18 protein-coding genes are annotated in these 22,068 nt (G+C 71.7%); 2 read left to right on the top strand and 16 right to left on the bottom strand.

What is annotated here, in order from left to right; translation table 11 throughout:
- Window positions 1–3: 3 nt before the first annotated feature.
- Complete coding sequence (locus E1292_RS29680; protein WP_132598835.1) at window positions 4–1,398, top strand: serine/threonine-protein kinase; 1,395 nt, start codon at window positions 4–6, stop codon at window positions 1,396–1,398.
- On the opposite strand, the gene E1292_RS29685 is transcribed toward E1292_RS29680, so the two are convergent.
- From E1292_RS29685 to E1292_RS29695, 3 genes are read right to left on the bottom strand one after another with little or no spacing between them, the layout of a single operon-like run.
- The gene (locus E1292_RS29685; protein ID WP_132598837.1) at window positions 1,399–2,328 is read right to left on the bottom strand and encodes an RluA family pseudouridine synthase; all 930 of its coding nucleotides are present in this window, start codon (window positions 2,326–2,328) and stop codon (window positions 1,399–1,401) included.
- Window positions 2,321–2,830 carry a signal peptidase II gene (locus E1292_RS29690; protein WP_181958313.1) on the bottom strand — a complete coding sequence of 170 codons (510 nt, stop codon included), beginning with the start codon at window positions 2,828–2,830 and terminating at the stop codon, window positions 2,321–2,323. The genes E1292_RS29685 and E1292_RS29690 overlap by 8 nt, the downstream gene beginning before the upstream one ends.
- Before the next feature lie 35 nt (window positions 2,831–2,865).
- Window positions 2,866–3,255 (bottom strand): TraR/DksA family transcriptional regulator, encoded by a 390-nt coding sequence (locus E1292_RS29695; protein WP_132598841.1) that lies wholly within the window; start codon window positions 3,253–3,255, stop codon window positions 2,866–2,868.
- A 477-nt stretch (window positions 3,256–3,732) separates the two neighbouring features.
- On the opposite strand from E1292_RS29695, the gene ileS reads away from it, so the two are divergent.
- Complete coding sequence (gene ileS / locus E1292_RS29700) at window positions 3,733–6,888, top strand: isoleucine--tRNA ligase (protein ID WP_132598843.1); 3,156 nt, start codon at window positions 3,733–3,735, stop codon at window positions 6,886–6,888.
- A gap of 210 nt (window positions 6,889–7,098) precedes the next feature.
- On the opposite strand, the gene E1292_RS29705 is transcribed toward ileS, so the two are convergent.
- The 13 genes from E1292_RS29705 to E1292_RS51440 all read right to left on the bottom strand — a co-directional run bounded on the left by E1292_RS29705 (window position 7,099) and on the right by E1292_RS51440 (window position 21,114).
- Window positions 7,099–9,342, bottom strand: a complete 2,244-nt coding sequence (locus E1292_RS29705; RefSeq protein ID WP_132598845.1) for a hypothetical protein — start codon at window positions 9,340–9,342, stop codon at window positions 7,099–7,101.
- Window positions 9,343–9,383: 41 nt separating this feature from the next.
- Entirely contained in the window at window positions 9,384–10,274 is an 891-nt protein-coding gene (locus E1292_RS29710) for a DivIVA domain-containing protein (protein WP_132598847.1), read from the bottom strand.
- Window positions 10,275–10,378: 104 nt separating this feature from the next.
- Window positions 10,379–10,666, bottom strand: coding sequence for a YggT family protein (locus tag E1292_RS29715; RefSeq protein WP_132331012.1), 288 nt, complete (start codon window positions 10,664–10,666; stop codon window positions 10,379–10,381).
- 80 nt (window positions 10,667–10,746) lie between these two features.
- Window positions 10,747–11,247, bottom strand: a complete 501-nt coding sequence (locus E1292_RS29720; protein ID WP_132598849.1) for a cell division protein SepF — start codon at window positions 11,245–11,247, stop codon at window positions 10,747–10,749.
- 139 nt (window positions 11,248–11,386) lie between these two features.
- Window positions 11,387–12,079 carry a YggS family pyridoxal phosphate-dependent enzyme gene (locus E1292_RS29725; protein ID WP_132598851.1) on the bottom strand — a complete coding sequence of 231 codons (693 nt, stop codon included), beginning with the start codon at window positions 12,077–12,079 and terminating at the stop codon, window positions 11,387–11,389.
- A 96-nt stretch (window positions 12,080–12,175) separates the two neighbouring features.
- Window positions 12,176–13,720, bottom strand: a complete 1,545-nt coding sequence (ftsZ, locus tag E1292_RS29730) for a cell division protein FtsZ (RefSeq protein WP_132598853.1) — start codon at window positions 13,718–13,720, stop codon at window positions 12,176–12,178.
- Between the two features lie 336 nt (window positions 13,721–14,056).
- Window positions 14,057–14,725 (bottom strand): cell division protein FtsQ/DivIB, encoded by a 669-nt coding sequence (locus tag E1292_RS29735; RefSeq protein ID WP_132598855.1) that lies wholly within the window; start codon window positions 14,723–14,725, stop codon window positions 14,057–14,059.
- Between the two features lie 76 nt (window positions 14,726–14,801).
- Complete coding sequence (gene murC, locus E1292_RS29740) at window positions 14,802–16,199, bottom strand: UDP-N-acetylmuramate--L-alanine ligase (RefSeq protein ID WP_132598857.1); 1,398 nt, start codon at window positions 16,197–16,199, stop codon at window positions 14,802–14,804.
- Window positions 16,196–17,275, bottom strand: coding sequence for an undecaprenyldiphospho-muramoylpentapeptide beta-N-acetylglucosaminyltransferase (murG, locus tag E1292_RS29745; protein ID WP_132598859.1), 1,080 nt, complete (start codon window positions 17,273–17,275; stop codon window positions 16,196–16,198). Before murG ends, murC begins: the two co-directional genes overlap by 4 nt.
- Before the next feature lie 12 nt (window positions 17,276–17,287).
- Complete coding sequence (gene ftsW, locus E1292_RS29750) at window positions 17,288–18,547, bottom strand: putative lipid II flippase FtsW (protein WP_181958314.1); 1,260 nt, start codon at window positions 18,545–18,547, stop codon at window positions 17,288–17,290.
- Window positions 18,531–19,907, bottom strand: a complete 1,377-nt coding sequence (gene murD, locus E1292_RS29755) for a UDP-N-acetylmuramoyl-L-alanine--D-glutamate ligase (protein WP_132598861.1) — start codon at window positions 19,905–19,907, stop codon at window positions 18,531–18,533. The genes ftsW and murD overlap by 17 nt, the downstream gene beginning before the upstream one ends.
- Window positions 19,907–20,965, bottom strand: a complete 1,059-nt coding sequence (gene mraY / locus E1292_RS29760) for a phospho-N-acetylmuramoyl-pentapeptide-transferase (protein ID WP_132598863.1) — start codon at window positions 20,963–20,965, stop codon at window positions 19,907–19,909. Before mraY ends, murD begins: the two co-directional genes overlap by 1 nt.
- Window positions 20,962–21,114, bottom strand: a complete 153-nt coding sequence (locus E1292_RS51440) for a hypothetical protein (protein ID WP_165974804.1) — start codon at window positions 21,112–21,114, stop codon at window positions 20,962–20,964. Before E1292_RS51440 ends, mraY begins: the two co-directional genes overlap by 4 nt.
- Window positions 21,115–22,068: the final 954 nt, after the last annotated feature.

Consider the following 22,068-nt stretch of genomic DNA (forward strand, 5'->3'; position numbering starts at 1 on the left):
TGCATGACCGATGCAGCGGGGATGGTCGGTGGACGGTACCGGCTGGTCAGGACGATCGGCCAGGGCGGCATGGGCACGGTGTGGCAGGCGCACGACGAAGTGCTCGGCAGGGACGTGGCCGTCAAGGAGGTCCTGCCGCCTCCCGACCTGACGGGTTCCGAACGCGAGGTGTTCGCCGTACGCACCTTCCGCGAGGCCAGGGCCGCCGGGCGGGTGGCGCACCCGAGCGTCGCCGCCGTGTACGACGTCCTGGAGGAGCGCGGGCACCCGTGGATCGTCATGCAGCTGGTCCGCTCCCGCACGCTCGGCGAGGCGATCCGCGAGGACGGCCCGATGCCCCCGCTCCAGGCCGCCCGGATCGGGCTGCAACTGCTGGAGGCGCTGCGCGCGGCCCACGCGGCGGGCGTGCTGCACCGGGACGTCAAACCGGACAACGTACTGCTCACCAAGGACGGCCGGGCGGTGCTGACCGACTTCGGCATCGCGACCACGGAGGACGAGGCCCCGGTCACGAGGACGGGCATCCTGATCGGCACGCCCGCCTACATGGCGCCGGAGCGCGCCGCGGGCGGCCGGGCGGGACCGGCCTCGGACCTGTGGGCGCTGGGCGTGACGCTCTATCTGGCCGTGGAGGGCGAGTCGCCCTTCCAGCGGGAGAACGCCCTCGCCACGCTGGGCGCGGTCATGCACGCCGAGCCGGAACCGCTGTCGCGCGCTGGGGCGCTGGCTCCCGTACTGCTCGGCCTGCTGCGCAAGAATCCGGCCGAGCGCATGTCGCTGGAGGAGTCCGAGCGGCGGCTGGCCGCGATCATCGCTGGCGAGGCACCCGAGCCCACGGGCCCCTTCGCCGCGCCGGGAACGCGCGGAAGCGCGCCGCCACCGGCGGTCCCGGAGACGGCGCGACGGAGGCGCGGGCAGCAGCTGGCCGCGGTCGCGGGAGGCGCGCTGCTCGTGGGACTCGTCACGGGCGGCACGGCGTGGCTCTCGCACCGGCCGCATGACGCCCCGGCACAGCAGCAGGTGCCCGCCGTGGTGACGACCCCGGGCGACCCGACGCCGACGGAGGAGGCGTCATCGGCGGCGCCGTCGGAGGAGGCGTCGCCGGAGCGGTCCTCGCGGAGCGGCCCCGTGTCCAGGCCTGGCCCGCTCTCCGAGCCGAGCGGGGAGACGCCGGCGCCGCCGACGGCCCGTGAGCGGCCGAGGACTCCGAGCGAAGAACGGGGCCGTACCACGCGTGCGCCCAAACCCACCGAGTCCGCGAAGAAGCCGCGCAAGACGGAGAACCCGCGCAAGGACGAGAAGGTGGAGAGCCCCAGCCGGACGCCCGGCCAGGTCGAGGGGTCCGAGGACGCCGGGGCGGCGGCCGACGAGAACCAGGAGAGCGGGACCGAGTCCTGATCAGGACTCGGCGCGGACGATGTCGAGGGCCTTCTGCAGGTCCTGGGGGTAGTCGGTGCCGAAGGACATCCACTCGCCCGTCGCCGGGTGCTCGAACCCCAGCGCGACCGCGTGCAGCCACTGCCGGGTGACGCCCAGCCTGGCCGCGAGCGTGGGATCGGCGCCGTAGAACAGGTCTCCGACGCACGGGTGGCGCAGCGCCGACATGTGCACCCTGATCTGGTGGGTACGTCCGGTCTCCAGCTTGATGTCCAGCAGCGACGCCGCCCGGAACGCCTCGATCGTGTCGTAGTGGGTCACCGACGGCTTGCCGCCCGCCACCACGGCGAACCTGCCGTCGCCCGACGGGTGCCGGTCGATGGGCGCGTCGACGGTGCCCCTGAACGGGTCGGGGTGCCCCTGGACCAGCGCGTGGTAGCGCTTGTCGACCGTGCGTTCCTTGAAAGCGCGCTTGAGATGGGAGTAGGCGTGCTCGCTCTTGGCCACCACCATCGCGCCGGTGGTGTTGGCGTCGAGCCGGTGCACGATGCCCTGCCGCTCGGCGGCGCCGCTGGTCGCGATCGTGTGCCCGGCCCCCATCAGCCCGCCGATCACGGTGGGGCCCGTCCAGCCGACGGTCGGGTGGGCCGCCACCCCGATCGGCTTGTTGACCACCACGATGTCGTCGTCCTCGTGGACGATCGTCATGCCCGGCACCGGCTCGGCGACCGGCATGGGCGTGGTGACCGGCGGCGGCATCGTCACGTCGAGCCAGGCGCCCGCGTGCACCCGGTCGCTCTTGGCCGGTTGCCTGCCGTCGACCAGCACCTCACCGGCCACGATCAGCTCGGCCGCGCGCGTGCGGGAGAAGCCGAACAACCGCGAGAGGGCGGCGTCGAGCCGCTCGCCCTCGAGGCCGTCGGGGACCGGCAGGCTCCGCTGCTCAGTCATCCCCGGCCACCTCCTTGGAGCCGTCGATCTGCACGTTGCGCCAGGCCAGGAGCACCGCCAGGATGCCGCCGCAGACGATCGCGGAGTCGGCGACGTTGAAGACGGGGAAATAGTCGATCACGGGGAAGTGCCCGGGGAGCACCTCGATGAAGTCGACGACGTGCCCCTGGAACTGCGTGGGGCGCCCGATGCCCGACGGGTAGCGCAGGAGACGGTCGGTGAGGTTGCCGAACGCCCCGCCGAGCAGCAGGCCGAGCGTGACCGCCCAGGCCCTGCTGCCCAGTTTGCGGGCCGTGCGCACGATGGCGACCACCACGCCGGCCGCGATGATGGTGAAGATGAACGTCATCCCGGTGCCGATGCTGAAGGCGGCCCCGGGGTTGAAGATCACCCGGAACTGGAGGACGTCCTGGATGACGACCAGCGGCGCCTCGCCCTCGAGCGTGCGCAGCACCACCGTCTTGGTGACGAGGTCGGCCGCGTAGATCACGGCCGCCAGCACGATGAGGACGGCGAAGAGGCGCCGGCGTGGGCTGCCTACCGGCGTTCCTCCTTCTGCTTGCACTTGACGCACAGCGTCGCCCTCGGGAACGCCTGAAGGCGTTCCTTGCCGATCGGCTTGTGGCACGATTCGCACACTCCATAGGTCCCTGCGTCGATCCTGGCGATCGCACGTTCGTTCTGCGCGACCAGATCGCGCGCATTCAGGGTAAGGGCGATCTCGCGTTCGCGCTCATACGTCTTCGCGCCGGCGTCCGCCTGGTCGTCGCCGGCTCCTTGGGTGACGTCTCCAGAGGCTATCTCGGACTCGTGGCGGAGGATGTCCGCGTTGAGCTCGTCGATCTCGCTCTGCAGCCTGCCGCGTACCTCGGCCAGCTCCTCGTCCGACCACATCGACGGTGTAGCGGTCTGCGTGACTGCCGCCATGGCTGCCTCCCATTGCTGATCAAGGCCGTTAATGGTGCGGGCAGCTTAGGATCCGGATAACGGAACGGCAAACGACCCGCCGGACGGTTTACCTCCCCCGTACTATCCCGCCTCGCGCATTCAACTCCTCCTCAGCGGCGTCCATTCCCACAACTTTGTCGCCGTTTACGACTTCCGGACTGACATGTCGGGACATCCTTGGTCGTAACGCGTCCCACCAGGGGAACCGGGAAGCCTTCACCCCCACTCTGCGTTATGGTTTGAACCTGCAAGGCGTTGATGGGGCCCGACTGTGAGGGATATCACCCCGGAGCCGCCGGAAGAACGGCTCGTCCGAGCTCATTAGACCCGGCAGCAGAGCAAATGAAGAGGGCCTCGCCACAGCGCGGAGCCAAGAAGGGTGGTACCGCGGAGCCGCACGGCTTCGTCCCTTCACGCCAGCCAGCCGGCCGATCAAGCGTGGAGGTCACGCCCGAGATGTCCCCAACATTCCGCTCTCTTCCCGCGCAGGTCGACCTGCCCGCGCTCGAGCGCGAGGTCCTCGACCGCTGGCGGGACGGGAAGATCTTCGAGCGGTCCGTCGAGCAGAACACCGGCAACCCCTCGTGGGTCTTCTACGAGGGCCCGCCCACCGCCAACGGCCTGCCCGGCGTCCACCACGTCGAGGCGCGCGTCTTCAAGGACCTCTTCCCGCGCTACAAGTCCATGCGCGGGTTCAGCGTCCCGCGCAAGGCCGGCTGGGACTGCCACGGCCTGCCCGTCGAGGTGGGCGTGGAGAAGGAGCTCGGCCTCTCCGGCAAGAAGGACATCGAGACGTACGGCATCGCCGAGTTCAACGCCAAGTGCCGCGAGTCGGTGCTGCGGCACGTCGACGCGTTCGAGCAGCTGACCGAGCGCATGGGCTACTGGATCGACCTGTCCCAGGCCTACCGGACGATGGACCCGTCCTACATCGAGTCGGTGTGGTGGTCGCTGAAAGTCGTCTTCGACAAGGGCCTGCTGTTCCGCGACTTCCGCATCACCCCCTACTGCCCGCGCTGCGGCACCGGCCTGTCCGACCACGAGCTGGGCCAGCCCGGCGGCTACGAGACCGTCTCCAGCCCGTCGGTCTACGTCCGCATGCCCGTCACGTCCGGCCCGCTGGCCGACCTGGGCGCGGCGCTGCTGATCTGGACGACCACGCCGTGGACGCTCGTGTCCAACACGGCGGTCGCCGTGCACCCCGACGTGACCTACGTCGCCGCCCGCACCGCCGGCGGCGAGGTGCTGGTGGTGGCGGAGCCGCTGCTGTCCGTGCTCGGCGAGGGCACGACCGAGGTGGCCCGCTACACCGGGCGAGAGCTGGAGCACACCGCCTACTCCCGCCCGTTCGACCTGGTCGACATCCCGGGCGCCCACTACGTCGTGCTCGGCGACTACGTCACCGTCGACGACGGCACCGGCCTGGTCCACCAGGCCCCCGCGTTCGGCGCCGACGACCTGGCCGTCATCAAGCGGTACGACATGCCGATCGTCAACCCGATCGGCCCCGACGGCCGCTTCCTCGACGACGTGCCCATGGTCGGCGGGCGCTTCTTCAAGGACGCCGACGAGGAGCTCACCGACGACCTGCGCGCCCGCGGGCTGCTGTTCCGCGGCGGCCACTTCGACCACAGCTACCCCCACTGCTGGCGCTGCCACACCCCGCTGCTCTACTACGCGCTCCCGTCCTGGTACATCCGCACCACCGCGGTCAAGGACCAGATGCTGGCCGAGAACGCCAGGACCAACTGGTATCCCGACACCATCAAATGGGGCCGGTTCGGCGAGTGGCTGCGCAACAACGTCGACTGGTCGCTGTCGCGCTCGCGCTACTGGGGCACGCCGCTGCCGCTGTGGGTGTGCTCGGCCGACGAGTCCCACGTGACGTGCGTCGGGTCGCTGCAGGAGCTGGGCGAGCTGGCCGGCCAGGACATCTCGGCCCTCGACCCGCACCGCCCGTACGTCGACGACGTGACCTTCGCCTGCCCCGACTGCGGCGCGGAGGCCCGGCGCGTCCCCGACGTGATCGACGCCTGGTACGACTCGGGCTCCATGCCGTTCGCGCAGTGGGGCGAGCGCGGCAGGCCCGAGGGCGTCTACCCCGCGCAGTTCATCTGCGAGGCCACCGACCAGACGCGCGGCTGGTTCTACTCGCTGATGGCCGTCGGCACCCTCGTCTTCGGCCGGTCCTCCTACGAGAACGTGCTCTGCCTCGGCCTCATCCTGGCCGAGGACGGCCGCAAGATGAGCAAGCACCTGGGCAACATCCTCGAGCCGATCCCGCTGATGGACCAGCACGGCGCCGACGCCCTGCGCTGGTTCATGGCCTGCTCGGGCTCGCCGTGGGCCTCGCGCCGGGTGGGGCACAACACCCTCGAGGAGATCGTCCGCAAGGTCCTGCTGACGCTCTGGAACACCGCGTCGTTCTTCACCCTCTACGCCAACGCCGAGTCGTGGTCGCCGTCCCGGCTGCGGGAGGCCACACCTGCGGCCGAGCGCCCGCTGCTCGACCGCTGGGCGCTGGCCGAGCTGCACCGCACGGTGGCCGAGGTGACGGCGTCGCTCGACGACTACGACACCCAGCGGGCCGGGCGGCGGCTGGCCGACTTCCTCGACGACCTGTCCAACTGGTACGTCCGCCGCTCCCGCCGCCGCTTCTGGCAGGGAGAGCAGGACGCGTTCGCCACCCTGTACGAGTGCCTGGAGACGGTGCTGCGGCTGATGGCACCCGTGACGCCGTTCGTCACCGACTACCTGTGGGACATCCTGCGGCCGGGAGACGCGCCCTCCTCGGTGCATCTGGCCTCGTGGCCCGAAGTGCGTGACGACCTGCTCGACCCGGCGCTGTCGGACCAGATGGCCCTGGTTCGCCGGCTGGTGGAGCTGGGCCGCTCGGCCCGCGCCTCGTCGGGCGTCAAGACCCGGCAGCCGCTCCGCCGGGCCCTGGTGGGCGCGCACGGCTGGCCGTCGCTGCCCGCCGAGCTGCGCGGCCTGGTGGCCGACGAGCTCAACGTCCAGGCTCTGGAGGACATGTCCGGCTTCAGCGCCGATCTGGTGTCCTACTCCGTCAAGCCCAACTTCCGGGCCCTGGGCAAGCGGTTCGGCTCCCAGACCAAGCTCGTGGCCGCCGCGGTGACCGCCGCCGACCCCACCCACATGGCCAGGGCCCTGCGCTCGGGCTCCACGGTCACGGTGGAGGCGGGCGACTTGGGCGAAGTCACGCTCGGTCCCGACGATGTGATCGTCAACGAGCAGCCCCGCTCGGGCTGGGCGGTGGAGACCGGAGCGATCGGCACGGGCACGGGCGAGACGGTCGCCCTCGACCTCGAGCTCACCGACGACCTGCGCCGCGCGGGTCTGCTGCGCGAGGTCATCCGCCTGGTGCAGGAGGCCCGCAAGTCGACCGGCCTGTCCATCACGGACCGCATCGAGCTGTGGTGGACCGCGTCCTCGCCTGACCTGGCCGCGGCGTTGCGGTCGGGCTGGCAGGTCGTGGCGGAGGAGGTGCTGGCGACGTCGGTCACGGAGGGCGCCGCCGACGGCACCGCGGCCGGCCTGCCGTCCCACGCGGACGAGGACCTCGGGCTGACCTTCCAGCTCCGCCGCATCTGACACGGGGCAGGCCGGGCCACGTACGGCCCGGCCACGCCCGCCCCTCCAGGGCCCGCGCCGTGCGCTCCTGGCCGTGGACTGCTCGTCCAGCACCCGCCGACCGACCCGGTGCCCGCGCCGTGCGCTCCAGGCCGTGGACTGCTCGTCCAGCACCCGCCGACCGACCCGGTGCCCGCGCCGTGCGCTCACGGGCCGGGGAGGTGTCGGCGGTCAGCTGACGGATTCGCGGTCGTGCTGGCAGACCGAGCAGCTCGTCAGCCCGGCCGCCTCGGCAGCGGCGATCGCCATCGTCTCCACCCCCGACTCGCCCGCGCCTCTGATCAGCGGGCAGTTGGTGCTGTGGTAGCGGCGGGTGCCGACGATGACCTTCACCGTGCGCCTGTCGCCGCCCTTGGGTTCGTCGCCCGTCCTCGTCCCGGAGCCCTCACCGGTGGAACCGGCGGCCGGAGACTTGGAGCCGGCGGCCGGGGACTTCGCGGGTGTACCCCCGGAAGGCTGGGAACCCTGCCGGGGCTTGCCCGGCTCCTGGTCGCCCTGCCGTTGCCACGGATTGCCGGGATCCTGCGCACTCTGCCCTTGGCGAGGCTGGCCCGGCCCTCGGTCGCCCTGCCCTTGTTGTGGTTTGCCGGCAGGCTGGGCGCCCTTCTGCGGGGTGCCGGACGGTTGCGGGCGAGCAGCCGGAGAGCCGCCCGCGCGCGTGCCGGGGTCGCCGTCGGAGGGCTCTGACGCCGGAGCCGTCCCCTGCGCGCCAGGCCTGGAGCCGGTGCCGGAAGTCGCGTTCTTCGGGCCGGCGCCGGAGGGCCCTCCCCCTGCTGCGGGTGTTCCCGCCTTCGGGGCCGTGCCGGGCTTGGCGGGCGCGCCCGAGGGACGGTCCTCGGACCTGGCCGTGGCGCCCGTGGGCAGCGGCCCCTTGGGCTTGGCCTCCGACTCGGCCGAGGACGCGGGCCGCTCAGGCAGGATGAGGGTCTGCCCCACCGTCGCGGAGGTGTCGGCACCCTCGGACGGACGCTTCGACGGCCCTGACGCTCCCGGACGGCCCGGCGTGGCGGAGGAAGGCACCCGGGGCTGGGGCGCGGTCGCGGGACCCGCGGAGTCGTCGTCCTCCGCCCCACCCGTGGCGCCCTGAGGACGCTTGGCGCCACCCGCGGACTGCCCCGGCCTGCCACCGGACTGCTGCGGGCTCGCGGCGGACTGCCCCGGCTTACCACCGGACTGCTGCGGACTCACCCCGGACTTACCACCGGACTGCTGCGGGCTCGCGGCGGACTGCCCCGGCTTGCCCGGGGTCCGCGCGGGCGACTCCGCGGACGATTCCTGCTCTTCGGCGGGCGGCACCGGCCTGCCCGAGGCCTGTGCCGGCTTTCCCGCGGCCCGCTCGGGCTTGCCCGCGGGGCGCTCGGGTGCGCCGCTCGGCCGCCCCGACCCGGCGCCGGGCTGCTCGGATGCGCGGGCGGATTGGGCGGGCGACGTGCCGGGGGCGGGCCGGCCGGACGGGCCGTCGGGCTTCGCGGGCGCGGACTGGCCGGACGTCTTCGCGGGGGTGCCTGGCGGGGTCCCGGGCTTGGACACGGGCTGGCCGGGAGAGGCCTTGCCAGGGGAAGGCTTGCCGGTCGACGGCTCGGGCGGCGCGCTGGAAGGCGGCGTCTCGGCCCTGAGCGTGTGCGGCCGGAAAACAGAAGTCTGGGTCTCCGCCTGCTCCTCGTCCGAGTCGGGGGCGGCGGAGCGGCCGAACCACCCGGCGCCTTCCTCGTGGGCGGCGGCGGGCTCCGGGCTGGGGGTGGAAGCCTTCGTGTCGGGCTTCGGCGGGGCGACCGGCGGACGTAGGTCGCGGGTCTCCGCGGAGTTCTCCGCCCGGCTCTCCGCGCTGATGGCGGAGCCGGATGCGACGGCGGGCTCGGGGTCGGCGGCAGGCGGCAGCTGCCGTCCGCCGAGCGCTGCGTCGGGCAGGCACGTCGTGCAGGGCGTGAAGCCCTCCTCGCGCGCCTCCTCGTACGTGAGCTCCTCGTTGGGCCGGCCGCTGAGCTGTCGGCAGCCGGGCACGTGATATCTCTTGCGCCCCGGGATCACCAGCACGATCGCATCCGGCGAGATGCCCCCGGCCGCCGGGCGGCGCGGGGCGGAAGCGGCGGGAACCGTCGCCGTCCGCTGGGGTGCCCGCGGACGCGGATGCGGATGCGGTTGGGGTTGCGGTGGTGGCTGGTGAGCCATGGCACCGGTCTGGGTGTACGGCATGCCGGGCGGGGTGAGCCCTTTCGGGGGGGTGGCCGGCGCAGCGGCCTGCCCGCCACCGGGAAAAAGCTCGTTTCGCCGCAAGAAGGCCCCGATCACCAGGAACAGCGCGGACAGCACGCTGACCACGATGGACCACATGATCAGGAACGGCTTCGCCAGTACGAAGCCCGCGATCAGCAAGACCACTGCCGCGAGCACCAAACCAGCACTGATGAGGATCACAGAGGGCTCTTTCGAGTGACAGGTCCTAGTGACCCTGTACTTTACCGGCGGTCGTTGTGGGGACCGTCACCGCCGGGGAAGGCGCCCTGCGGAGCAGCCTCGCCGCCGAACGGGTTGGGGCCACCGGGCAGGGGCTGCTGGCCACTTCCCTGAGGCACGGCGTGCGACATGGCAGGCGCCGCGGCCTGACCCTGCGGGCCGCCGGACATCACCGGGAACCCGCCGCTGCCCTCGGCCGCGACGTTGAGCTCGGCGAGCTGGTTTTCCAGGTAGAGCTTGAGCCTGCTGCGGTATTCGCGCTCGAAGCTGCGCAGCTCCTCGACCTTGCGCTCGAGCTCGTCGCGGGTCTGCACCAGCGAGCCCATCGCCTGGCGGTGGCGCTCCTGGGCGTCGCGCTCGAGCGTCTCCGCGCGGGCCCTGGCGTCGCCGATGACCTGCTCGGCCTGGCGGCGGGCCTTGGTGAGGATCTCGTCGGCCTCGCGCCGGGCGCGGGTCACCGTCTCGTCCGCCTCCCGGCGGGCGTCGGAGATCGCCTGGTCGGCGGTCTGCTGGGCGAGCGCGAGCACGCGGGCCGCGGTGTCCATGTTGTCCTCCGCCGGAGGCATGTTCATGGCCACGGGGACCGGCTGCTGCTGCACCGGCGGCGGCTCGGGGGCCCGCATGGGCTCCGGCTGCGGCGGCGCCATCATCTCGGGCTTGGGCTGCTGCTCCTGGACCGGGGCGGAGGCCATGGGCATGTTCATGCCGCCCGGCACCTTCCCCCGCAGGCACTCGGCCAGCTTGGCGCGGAGCTCCTCGTTCTCTTGGATCAGGCGGTCGAGCTCAGCCTCCACCTCGTCGAGGAAGGCGTCGACCTCTTCCTCGTCGTAGCCCGGCCGCAACCGGGTGGTACTGAACTGCTTGTTCCGCACATCAGCGGGCGTCAGCGGCATTTTTGGTCTCCTTGGCGCGCTTTGGAGTCTGTCCTGAGGACGGTAACCCGAATCACTTCAGCGCGGACACGAGTTGGATCACGACCGGCACGACATCGGCCCGTTCAGCGCAGCGCTCCCGCGATCTGGATCAGGATCAGCACGACGATGAACAGGACAGTGAAGCTTAGGTCAAAGGCCACCGTACCCAACCGGAGCGGGGGAATGAAACGGCGGAGGAACTTGAGTGGTGGGTCTGTTGCGGTGTATGTGGCCTCCGCCAGCACCAGGACGACGCCCGTGGGGCGCCACTGGCGAGCGAAAGCCTGCACCGTCTCGAAGATCATCCTGCCGATGAGCAGCACCAGGTAGAGAGACAGGACAACGACCAAGATCTGACTGACGATCCCCACGGCCCGGCCGCGCCTCCACTTCTGATGTGCCCTCCCGGTCTCGGCGAGACCTGGTTGGGTGCGATAGACATACAGAGACTCTAACTCTGGTTGAAGAACCCGCGTTCCGCGATTCGGGCCTTGTCCTCGGCGGTCACCTCGACATTGGCAGGGGACAACAGGAACACCTTGTTCGTAACACGTTCAATGCTGCCATGTAGGCCAAAGACCAGACCTGCCGCGAAATCCACAAGGCGCTTGGCGTCGCTGTCGACCATCTCGGTCAGGTTCATGATGACCGGGGTGCCGTCCCGGAAGTGCTCCCCTATGGTACGCGCTTCGTTGTACGTGCGGGGGTGAAGGGTCGTGATGCGGGCGAGATCGGTCGTGCGGCGCTCCACGATCGCCGTCGCGGGCCGCGGCGCGGGCACCCCGGTCTCCGCGTCCTCGTCGCGGTCCGGGACCGCGACAGGCCGCTCTTCGCCGGTTCGCTGCACGTCGTCCTCGTAGGCGTACTCATCCGGGTAGGTCTCATATCTCTCGTAGCGGTCGTCCTCCACGAGACCGAGGTAGACCGCCATCTTGCGCATCGCGCCGGCCATAGCTACGTCGTCCTCCTGCTCATGGTCGCACTCGCTCGGGCCCGTCTCCGGGCGCCGAGGCGGTAGGCGTACCCCCCTGGAGCTCACCGCTGATCGACCTCTACTCGGTCATGGACCTGAAGACCCACTTGAGGGGACATTACCTGACGAAGGGCTTGCGACGACCGAGCAACGCCGTACCGATCCGCACGTGTGTCGCGCCGTACGCGACGGCCTCGGTGAGGTCTTCGCTCATACCGGCTGAAACCATCGTCGCCCGGGGATGCTGCTCCTGTACGCGGGTCGCCACCTCCCGCAACACGGCGAAGGCCTTGGCCGGCTCCTCCCCCAGCGGGGCCACCGCCATCACGCCGCCCAGCCACACGCCTTCGGCGAGCGCCACCTCGTCGGCGAGCGCGAGCACGTCGCCCAGGCGCGCGCCGCCTCTGGCCGGGTCGTCGTCGAGCGCGACCTGCAGCAGGCAGCCGACAGTGCGGCCCTGGCGCACCGCCTCCTTGCTGATCGCCTCCACCAGCCTGAGGCGGTCGACGGAGTGGATCACGTCGGCGTACCCGACGACGGAGCGGACCTTGTTGGTCTGGAGCTGGCCCACGAAGTGCCACGTCAGCGGCAGATCGGCGAGCTCGCGCGCCTTGGGGGCGGCCTCCTGGTCGCGGTTCTCCCCGACGTCGCGTACGCCCAGCTCGCACAGGATGCGTACGTCCTCGGCGGGTCTGGTCTTGGTGACGGCGATCAGCGTGACCTCGCCGCGGTCGCGCCCGACGGCCTGGCAGGCCGCCGCGATGCGCGTCTCGACCTCGGCGAGCCCGGCCGCGATCTCGTCCCTTCTCACTGCCTCTTCCTCTCGTTCCCGATCCTGTGGCACGTCCGCCGTGAACACGACGGCGCCGCTCCCGTTTCCCTTCGGGGAGCGGCGTCAGGCGACCGGCTATTTGAGGAAGTCGGGGACGTCGAGCTCCTCCTCCTGCTCCTCGAAGACCACGCGCGGACGTTTGGCGGGCTCCGACATGCGGGAGGTGATGGGCGTGGGCGGGTTGGCGGGCTCCGGCGTGGGCCGGGGGATGGAGACGGGGCCGGACGGTTCGTCGGCGACGGCCTCCCCGGCGTCCTGCTCGGAGGCCTGCGCGGGCTCCACAGGCCGCACCGGCTCGGGGCGCGGCTCCGGACGGGACTCGGGGCGCGGCTCCGGAGCCGGCTCGGCCCTGAAGTCGGAGCGCGGCTCCTGCCGCGGCTCCGGCCGGAACTCGGCACGCGGCTCGGGCCTGAACTCCGCGCGCGGTTCCTGCCGCGGCTCAGGGCGGAAGTCGGTACGCGGCTCTGAACGGGCCTCAGGACGGAGATCGGCGCGCGGCTCGGCCCTGAAGTCCCCGCGCGGCTCCGAACGCTGCTCAGCGCGCGGCTCAGGGCGCGCCGGAGGCGGCTCGGACTTCACGCTGGGCGCCGAGACGCTCGGCCGGGCGGGAGACGACACGGGCGGCGCGGCGGGACGCCCCACCGGACGGGCCGCCGGCTTGTCGGCCACGGTCGGCACGTCGTCGAAACCCGCCGCGATCACCGTCACGCGCACCTCGTCGCCGAGGGCGTCGTCGATGACCGTGCCGAAGATGATGTTGGCGTCGGGCGCGGCCGCCATGGACACGAGCTGGGCGGCCTCGTTGATCTCGAACAGGCCCAGGTCGGAGCCGCCCGCGATGGACAGCAGCACGCCGTGGGCGCCGTCGATGCTGGCCTCCAGCAGCGGGCTGGAGACCGCCATCTCGGCCGCCGCCACCGAGCGGTCGTCGCCGCGGGCGTGGCCGATGCCCATGAGCGCCGAACCGGCGCCCGACATGACCGACTTGACGTCGGCGAAGTCGAGGTTGATCAGGCCGGGGGTGGTGATGAGGTCGGTGATGCCCTGCACACCGGAGAGCAGCACCTGGTCGGCCGCCTTGAACGCGTCGAGCACGCTCACCTGGCGGTCCGAGATGGACAGCAGGCGGTCGTTGGGGATCACGATGAGGGTGTCGACCTCGTCGCGCAGCGTCTCGATGCCGGCCTCGGCCTGCGAGGCCCTGCGCCGCCCCTCGAAGCTGAACGGCCGGGTCACGACGCCGATCGTCAGCGCGCCGAGCGACCTGGCGATGTTGGCCACGACGGGCGCCCCGCCGGTGCCCGTGCCACCGCCCTCGCCCGCCGTGACGAAGACCATGTCGGCCCCCTTGAGGACCTCCTCGATCTCCTCACGGTGATCCTCGGCCGCCTTGCGCCCCACGTCGGGGTTGGCGCCCGCGCCCAGTCCGCGCGTGAGCTCGCGGCCCACGTCGAGTTTCACATCGGCGTCACTCATCAGCAGCGCCTGGGCGTCGGTGTTTATCGCGATGAACTCGACGCCCTTGAGTCCCTCTTCGATCATCCGGTTGACGGCGTTCACTCCGCCGCCGCCGATGCCGACGACCTTGATGACCGCGAGGTAGTTCTGCGGTGCTGCCACGACGAGGGGCCTTTCCGCTCGTTGACTTGCCATTTCGGTGCGGATCGTCTCCGCTTTTTGTCAGTTCGGGTAACTCTCAACCTCAGGTTGAGATTTAGATTTATGTCAACCTGAGGATTGATACGGACAGTAGGAGTTACGCTCCAGGCGGGTCAACTAACCGCGCCGCAAGCACGTCCGGCGTGTCGCGGGCTGTCCGTTTCGCTCCGAAGTCGCGCCTGGTCGGGGCCCTCCTCTGCCGAACGTCCGGTCTACAGGCTCTCACGGCGCGCCCCCCACCCCGCACAGGCTCGGCGATGCTCTTGCCGCGCGGTTGCCAGACCCTGACGATCACCGTCACTTCAGCGTCACCACGTCCGGGGAGCTCACGTCATAGCGGGTGGCGTCGCGCTCGCGCCGGAGCAGCGAGGTGAGGATGCGCCCCTTCTCCTTGGGCCGGTCGGCGCCACCCCAGATGACGGTACGCCCGTCGGACAGCTGGAGGGTGACGCCCTCGGCCGTGCCCGCGCGCACCTCCTTGACCCTGACCGCCACCGACCCCGGCACCACCTGGATGACTTGGAGCGCCGCCATCAGCGCCGGATCGCCCTCGGCCGGGCGGTCCACCTTGATCAGTGGCAGCAGGGGCGGCACCGTCGTCTTGACCTCGATCACCACGCCCTGCTTGTCGACGACGGCCACCTGGTCGCCCACGGGGACGGCCGCCACGGGCCTGCGCTCGACGACCTCGATCTTGAGCGTGCCCGGCCAGACGCGTTCGGCCTTCGCCCCGGCGAGCCGTCTGATGCCCCTGACACGGCTCTCGACGCCCGCCAGGTCGACGGTGGCGAGAGGGTGGAGGTCGGCCACCCCGGCGCGCTGCTTGATCTCCTCGCCGGTCACTGTGACATTTCCCACGATCTCGATCGACCGCACGCCCAGCACGGGAGAGAAGAACACCAGCCACGCCGCCGTGCCCACCACTCCCACCGTCAGCAGCACCAGGAACGCCGTCCGTGCCTTCATCGCCCTCCCCTGCATGTCGGCACAACCTACGCCGCCGGGTGGGTGAACACCGCACGCCACGCCCAACGGCGGCGGCTCAAGACAGGCGGGCGACGATCTGCGGGCCGAGCTCGGTGATGTCGCCCGCGCCCATGGTGAGCACGATGTCGCCGGGCCTGGCCCGCTCGGCGATCATCCCGGGCACCGCCGCCCGGTCGGGCGCGTACGCCACCCGCTCGGCCGGCAGCGGCACCCGCCCCGCCACCATCGCGCCGGACACGCCGGGCTCGGGATCCTCGCGAGCGCCGTAGACGTCGAGCACGATGGCCTCGTCGGCCAGCCCGAGCGCCGCGCCGAACTCGTCGGCGAAGAAGCGGGTGCGCGAGTAGAGGTGCGGCTGGAAGACCGCGATGACCCGGCCGGTGCCGGAGTAGGAGGCGACCACGTCGCGCGCGGCGCGCAGGTCGGCGGTCAGCTCGGTCGGATGGTGGGCGTAGCTGTCGAACACGGCGATGCCGCCGGCCTCGCCCTTCGCCTCGAAGCGCCGCTTGGCCCCGGTGAAGGCTCCCAGGCCCTGCCTGATCTCCTCGAACGGCAGCCCCAGCTCGTCGGCCACGGCGATGGCCGCGGCGGCGTTGAGCGCGTTGTGCGCCCCGGGGACGGCCAGCCGCACGTCGCCCTTGCCCTCGATGGCGAACACGGTGCCGAACCCGTCGGGCGCGACCCCGGTGACGCGGTAGTCCTCGCCCCGCAGGCCGTACGTCTTGACCCGCAGCCCTCGCTCCCGCGCCCGGCCGGCCAGCTCGGCCGCCCCCGGGTCGTCCGCGCACACGATGAGCAGCGAGCCGACCCGGTCGGCGAACCTGGCGAAGCCGTCGTGCACCGCCCGCGGGTCGCCGTAGTTGTCGAGGTGGTCGGCCTCGACGTTGGTGACCACCGCGATGTCGGGCGCGAGCATGAGGAACGAGCCGTCGCTCTCGTCGGCCTCCGCCACGAACACCGTTCCCTGGCCGTCGTCGGCGCCGAGCCCGGTGGTGACGAGCTGGCCGCCCACGCAGTAGGACGGGTCGGCCCCGCACTTCTGCAGCGCCACGGTCAGCATCGAGGTGGTGGTGGTCTTGCCGTGAGTGCCCGCGATGGCCACGGCGGTGCGCCCCGCCATGACGCTGGCCAGCGCGGCGGCCCGCGGGATGATCCGCAGCCCCTGCTTGAGCGCCTCGCCGAGCTCGGGGTTGGAGTCGCGGATGGCGGTCGAGACGACCACGGTGTCGACGTCTCCGATATGGGACGCGGCGTGCCCGATGTGCACCGTCGCGCCCAGCTCGCGGAGCTCGGTGATCAGCTCGGAGCTGCGCGCGTCGCTGCCCGACACAGGGACGCCCCGCTTGAGCAGGATGCGGGCGATGCCCGACATGCCCGCGCCGCCGATGCCGATGAAGTGCACCCGCCCCAGATCGTCGACGGCGACGGGATCGACCAGCTTCACGAGACTCATCGGGCTATCTCCAACACTTTCCTGGCAAGCATGATATCGGCGTCCTTGCGCCCCAGCCGGGAGGCGGCCTCCGACATGACGGCGACCCGCTCGGGATCGTGGAGCATCGGCAGCACGTTCTGGATGATCCAATCAGGGGTCAGGCCCGCGTCGTCGACCAGGATGCCGCCGCCGCCCTGGGCGATGCGCTCGGCGTTCATGCGCTGCTCGCCGTTGCCGTACGGCAGCGGCACGTAGGCGGCGGGCAGCCCGACCGCGGTCAGCTCCGCGCACGTCAGCGCGCCACTGCGGCACAGCGCCACGTCGGCGGCGGCGTAGGCCAGGTCCATGCGGTCGAGGTAGGGCAGCAGCACGTATTGCGGATCGCCCGGCGGCGGCTCGTGCTCGACCGTGTTCTTCGGGCCGAGCACGTGGAGCACCTGCACGCCGGCCCGGCGCAGGACGGGCGCCGCGGCGAGCGCCGCGTCGTTGACCGACCTGGCGCCCTGCGATCCGCCGAACACCAGCAGCGTCGGCCGGTCGTTCTCCAGCCCGAACCAGGAGCGCGCCTTGTCGCCCATGGACAGCCGGTCGAGGTTGACGATGTCGCGCCGCAGCGGCGTGCCGATGTATTCGGCCTTGGGCAGCAGCTGCGCCTCGGGAAAGCCGGTGAACACGTGGTCGGTCAGCCTGGCGCCCAGCCGGTTGGCCAGGCCGGGGCGCGGATTGGCCTCGTGCACCACGATCGGCAGGCCGCGCCGCTTGGCCGCCAGATAGGCGGGGGTCGCCACGTAGCCGCCGAAGCCGACGAGGATGTCGGCCTCGACCCGGTCGAGTATGGCGGCCGTGGCATTGATGGCGCCGGCCAGCCTGCCCGGCACCGTCAACAGGCTCGGACTGATCGACCTGGGCAGGGGCACGGCAGGCACCAGCTCAAGCTCGTAGCCTCTGGCGGGCACGAGCCGCGTCTCCAAGCCGCGTTCCGTGCCCACGCAGGTGATGCCGACGCTGCGGTCAAGATGGCGCAGCGCGTCAGCAAGGGCTAGCGCGGGCTCGATGTGCCCGGCTGTCCCCCCTCCGGCGAGGACCACCCTCATCTCGGTCACTCCCTAACGTGTCACTCGGCCTTTGGTCATAGCCCCCAGGCCCAGCCAGCTTAGGGCCCGGGCGGCGGGTCCGGGGCCACGAGCCGCCAGGGCTTCACGCGCGCCGGGCTCGCGTTTGGCGAACGACAGCAGCATGCCGAGCGCGGCGAGCGTGGGCAGCAGCGACGATCCGCCGTACGAGACCAGGGGCAAGGGGATGCCGGTGATCGGCAGCACGCCGAGCACCGCACCCATGTTGACGGTGGCCTGGCCGACGATCCAGGCCACCATGGCGGCGGCGGCCAGCCTGATGAAGGAGTCGTTGACCCGCACGGCCACCCGCAGCCCGGCGTAGCCGAGCAGCCCGAACAGCGCCACCACCATGAGCGTGCCCATCAGCCCCAGCTCCTCGCCCAGGATGGCGAAGATGAAGTCGCTCTCGCCGTGCGGCAGCCAGCTCCACTTCTGCCGGCTGCTGCCCAGGCCGAGCCCGAACCAGCCGCCGGAGCCCATCGCGATCTGCCCCTGGACGGCCTGGTATCCGGCGCCCTGCGCGTCGGCCCACGGGTCGAGGAAGGAGCTGATGCGCGCCATCCGGTAGGGTTCCACCTTGATCATGATGAGGGCGGCCAGCACCGCCAGCGACAGGATGCCCCCGAACAACTTGACCGGCGCCCCCACCACCCACAGCAGCGCCAGGAAGATCATGAAGAGCACGAGCGTGGTGCCCAGGTCGCTGCCCAGCATGACCATGACGGCCAGGATCGCGGTACCGGGCATGAGCGGGATCAGCATCTGCCGCCACTCGATCTTGCCCTGCCGCGCCCGCCGGGCCAGCAGGTCGGCCCCCCACAGCGCGAGGCCGAGCTTGGCGGGCTCGGACGGCTGGAGGGTGAACGGGCCGATGTAGATCCACCGCTGCGCGCCCAGCTCCGACGAGCCGATGAACAGCACCATGACCAGCGCCAGGATGGACAGCGCCATCAGGGGGTAGCCCGCCCAGCGGAAGAACTTCGTCGGCAGCCGCGAGCAGGCCCACATCACCGGCAAGCCCACCGCGGCCGACAACGACTGCTTGATGAACCACGAGAACGGGCTGCCGGTCTTCTGCAGCGCCTCGATGCTGGAGGCCGACAGCACCATCATCAACCCGAGCGCCAGCAGCAGCGCGCTGCACATGATGATCAGGTAGTAGGTGGTGAGCGGCTTGTCGAGCAGCTCCTTCAGCGAGCCGAGCTGCTCACGGGCCCAGCCGCCCGGCCCCTCCTCAGCGGTCGCGCTCACGTCGCAGCCTCAGCTCGCGCACGGCACGCGCGAAGGCCTCCCCTCGCGCTGGATAACCGGCGAACATGTCAAGGGAGGCCCCCGCCGGGGAAAGCAGCACGGTGTCCCCTGGCGAGGCCAGCCGCGCGGCTTCGGTGACGACTCTTTCCATCACCCCAGTGTCGCGATCGGCGATGTCCACTACGGGGACATCCGGGGCGTGTCGCGCTACGGCTTCGGCGATCGTGACCCGATCGGCGCCCAGCAGCACCGCGCCGCGCAGCCGCGGGGCCGCCTGACGTACCAGGTCGTCGACGTCGGCGCCCTTGAGCTGCCCGCCGGCCACCCACACGATCGACGAGTACGACGCCAGCGCCGCCGCGGCCGCGTGCGGGTTGGTCGCCTTGGAGTCGTCGATGTAGTCGACCTCGCCGATCCTGTCCACGTGGGACAGCCGGTGCGGATCGGGCACGAAGTCGCGCAGTCCCCTGGCCACGGCCTCGGACGGCACGCCGAGCGAACGCGCCAGGGCGGCGGCGGCCAGCGCGTTGGCGACGTTGTGCGGCGCGAAGGGCCGTACGTCGTCCAGCGTGGCCAGCTCTTCCGCGCCCTCCACCGGGTCGGGGACGAACGCCCGGTCCACCAGCAGATCCTCGACCACGCCGATCTCGCCCCGCTTGGGCACGCGCAGGGTGAACCCGACCGCCCCGGGATAGGGCGCGGCCAGCCTGGTCGCCTCGGGATCGTCGGCGTTGAAGATCACGGTGCCGGCGCGTTCGTAGACGCGGCCCTTGGCGGCGGCGTACTCCTCCATGGAGCCGTGCCAGTCGATGTGGTCGGGGGCCACGTTGAGCACGGCGGCGGCGTGCGGGGCCAGCGTGCCCGACCAGTGGAGCTGGAAGCTGGACAGTTCGACGGCCAGCACGTCGTACGGCTCGGCGACGGCGCGCACGACGGGAACGCCCACGTTCCCGACCGCCACGGCCTTCTGCCCGGCCGCGAGCAGGATCGAGGTGAGCATGCGCACCGCCGTGGTCTTGCCGTTGGTGCCGGTCAGCGCCAGCCACGGGGCCGCCTGCGCCGGGCGCAGCCGCCAGGCCAGCTCCACCTCCCCCACCACCTCGACCCCGCCCGCGAGCGCGGCGGCGATCAGCGGGTGGTGCGGCGCCCAGCCCGTGGTGACGAGCCGGGTGACCCCTTCGGGCAGCACCATCTCCCCGAACCGGGTCTCGACGCCGAGCCTGGCCAGCTCGGCCGCCGCGGCGAGCTGCCGCTCCCCCTCGGCCGCCTCCACGACCACGACCCGCTCGCCGCGACCGGCCAGCACCCTGGCCACGGCCGTGCCGGAGACGCCGAGCCCGGCGACACAGGTGAGACTCATCACCTGGGCATCCATTCGACGTAGAAGAGCCCGAGACCGAGCGCCGCGCAGAGCATCGCGATCAGCCAGAACCGGACCACGATCGTGGTCTCCGCCCAGCCCTTCAGCTCGAAGTGGTGCTGCAGCGGCGCCATCCTGAACACCCGTTTGCCGGTCATCTTGAAGGAACCGACCTGGATGATCACCGACAGCGTGATGATCACGCACAGGCCGGCGAGAATGATGAGCAGCAGCTGGGTTCGGGTGGCGATGGCGAGCCCGGCCAGCACGCCGCCCAGGGCCAGGGAGCCGGTGTCGCCCATGAAGATCCGGGCGGGCGGTGCGTTCCACCACAGGAAGCCGATGAGCGCCCCGAGCACGGCGGCGGCCACCACGGCCAGGTCGAGCGGATCTCGTACCCAGTAGCAGTTGGGGCCGAGCTGGTCGATGCAGTTGTTGCGCAGCTGCCAGTTGCCGATCAGCACGTACGCGCCGAGGACCACCCCGGTCGCGCCGCTGGCCAGGCCGTCGAGACCGTCGGTCAGGTTCACCGCGTTGGAGAACCCGACGATCATGATGAGCACCCAGATCGTGAAGCCGACGATGCCGATCGACGGGCCGATGTCCCGCAGGAACGACACCCTCGTCTCTGCGGGGGTGATGCCGTAGACGTTCGGGTGGCGTACCACCAGGAACGCGAAGACGGCGCCGACGACGAGCTGGCCGAGGGCCTTCGCACCGCTGCGCAGGCCCAGGCTGCGCTGCTTGTAGATCTTGATGAAGTCGTCGAGGAACCCGACCGCGCCGAGCCCCGTCATCAGGAACAGCACCAGCATGCCCGACACCGTGGGCGTCGAGAGCATGGCCAGGTGCGACGCGCCGTACGCGAGCAGGGCGGCCAGCACGATCACGGTGCCGCCCATGGTGGGGGTGCCACGCTTGCTGTGGTGGCCGCCCTGCTGCAGCTCCTCGCGGACCTCCTGGCCGTAGCCGCGCCGCGAGAACAGCCGGATCGCCAGCGGGGTGCCCAGCATCGAGAGGATCAGGCCCACCGCACCGGCGATGATGATGTTGGTCACTGGGAGGTACCTCCGAGCACGAGCTCGGCCGTCCGCTCCAGACCCATCGCCCTGGGCCCCTTGATCAGCACCGCGTCACCCTGCCGCAGCCACCCCGCCAGCTCGGCGGCCGCCGCCTCGGCGTCGGGCACGTGCACGATCCGCGTCACGTGCTGCGGGCATGCCCCGTCACCGCCCGGAACACCGGCCGGCCCGCCCGGGGCACCGGCCGGAGGAGTGCCCGCGGGGACACCGGCCACGGGGGCCGCCGGTGGACCGCCTGAGGGGGGACCGGCTGCCGGGACACCTTCGGCGGAGTGCCCGCCTGATTGCGGGGCGGACGCCTGCCACCCTTCTGGTGCCCCGGCCCCGTCGGGCCCGTGCCATCCGTGTGCCGGGACGCCCTGCACGGGGGCGGGCCCTTGCCATGCGGCCTGGGCCGCGTCACCGCCCTGCCACTCCTGCGCACCTTGTCCGGGAATCTGCCGACCCTGCGGAGGCTCGCTCTGACCGGAAACCTGCCGACTCTGCGAAGGCTCGGCCCGATCGGGGGTCTGCCGGCCCTGCGAGGGCTCGCTCTGACCGGGCGCCTGCCGGTTTTGGGGGTCGCCCTGATCGGGCACCGGCCGGCCCGGCGTTCCGGGGGCCTCCTGGCCGTGTCCGTGCCGGTCCTGGTGGGCGCCGGCGGGGTGGACGCCGCTCGGCGGAGACCCGGCGGGCCCTTGGGGAAGGGGACCCGGCGCGGCCACCGGGAAAGGGCCGGCGGGCGTCTGAGGCCCTGAGGCTTGTGGCCCGGAAGGCTGCGCCCCAGAAGGCAGAGGCCCATCAGGCTGGGGTCCGGAAGGCTGGGGTCCGGAAGGTCCGGCCGCCTGGGGACCGGGGCTCCGAGGGTCGGCGGCCGGGGCAGCGGCGATCCGCGGAAAAGTGATGGGACCGGCGCTCTGAGACCTCGCGGTCCGCGGGCCGGTGACCGGGCCACCCGCACCCTGCGGCCCAGCGGCCTGAGGTGTCACGGCCTGCGGACCTGGAACCGGGCCTCCGGCGCCCTGCGGACTTGCGCCCTGCGGACCCACGGCCGGCGGACCGGAGGGCGGCCCCGCAGCCGGCGGGCCAGGGGGCGGGCC

It is taken from the genome of Nonomuraea deserti (genome assembly GCF_004348685.1).
Lineage (GTDB): Bacteria > Actinomycetota > Actinomycetes > Streptosporangiales > Streptosporangiaceae > Nonomuraea > Nonomuraea deserti.

Coding starts and splice junctions, on each gene's coding strand:
- E1292_RS29695 (WP_132598841.1), bottom strand. CDS start 3,255: ATGGCGGCAGTCACGCAGACCGCTACACCGTCGATGTGGTCGGACGAG.
- E1292_RS29735 (WP_132598855.1), bottom strand. CDS start 14,725: ATGAAGGCACGGACGGCGTTCCTGGTGCTGCTGACGGTGGGAGTGGTG.
- ileS (WP_132598843.1), top strand. CDS start 3,733: ATGTCCCCAACATTCCGCTCTCTTCCCGCGCAGGTCGACCTGCCCGCG.
- E1292_RS29680 (WP_132598835.1), top strand. CDS start 4: ATGACCGATGCAGCGGGGATGGTCGGTGGACGGTACCGGCTGGTCAGG.
- murD (WP_132598861.1), bottom strand. CDS start 19,907: ATGAGTCTCACCTGTGTCGCCGGGCTCGGCGTCTCCGGCACGGCCGTG.
- murG (WP_132598859.1), bottom strand. CDS start 17,275: ATGAGGGTGGTCCTCGCCGGAGGGGGGACAGCCGGGCACATCGAGCCC.
- E1292_RS29720 (WP_132598849.1), bottom strand. CDS start 11,247: ATGGCCGGCGCGATGCGCAAGATGGCGGTCTACCTCGGTCTCGTGGAG.
- E1292_RS29710 (WP_132598847.1), bottom strand. CDS start 10,274: ATGCCGCTGACGCCCGCTGATGTGCGGAACAAGCAGTTCAGTACCACC.
- murC (WP_132598857.1), bottom strand. CDS start 16,199: ATGAGTCTCGTGAAGCTGGTCGATCCCGTCGCCGTCGACGATCTGGGG.
- E1292_RS29685 (WP_132598837.1), bottom strand. CDS start 2,328: ATGACTGAGCAGCGGAGCCTGCCGGTCCCCGACGGCCTCGAGGGCGAG.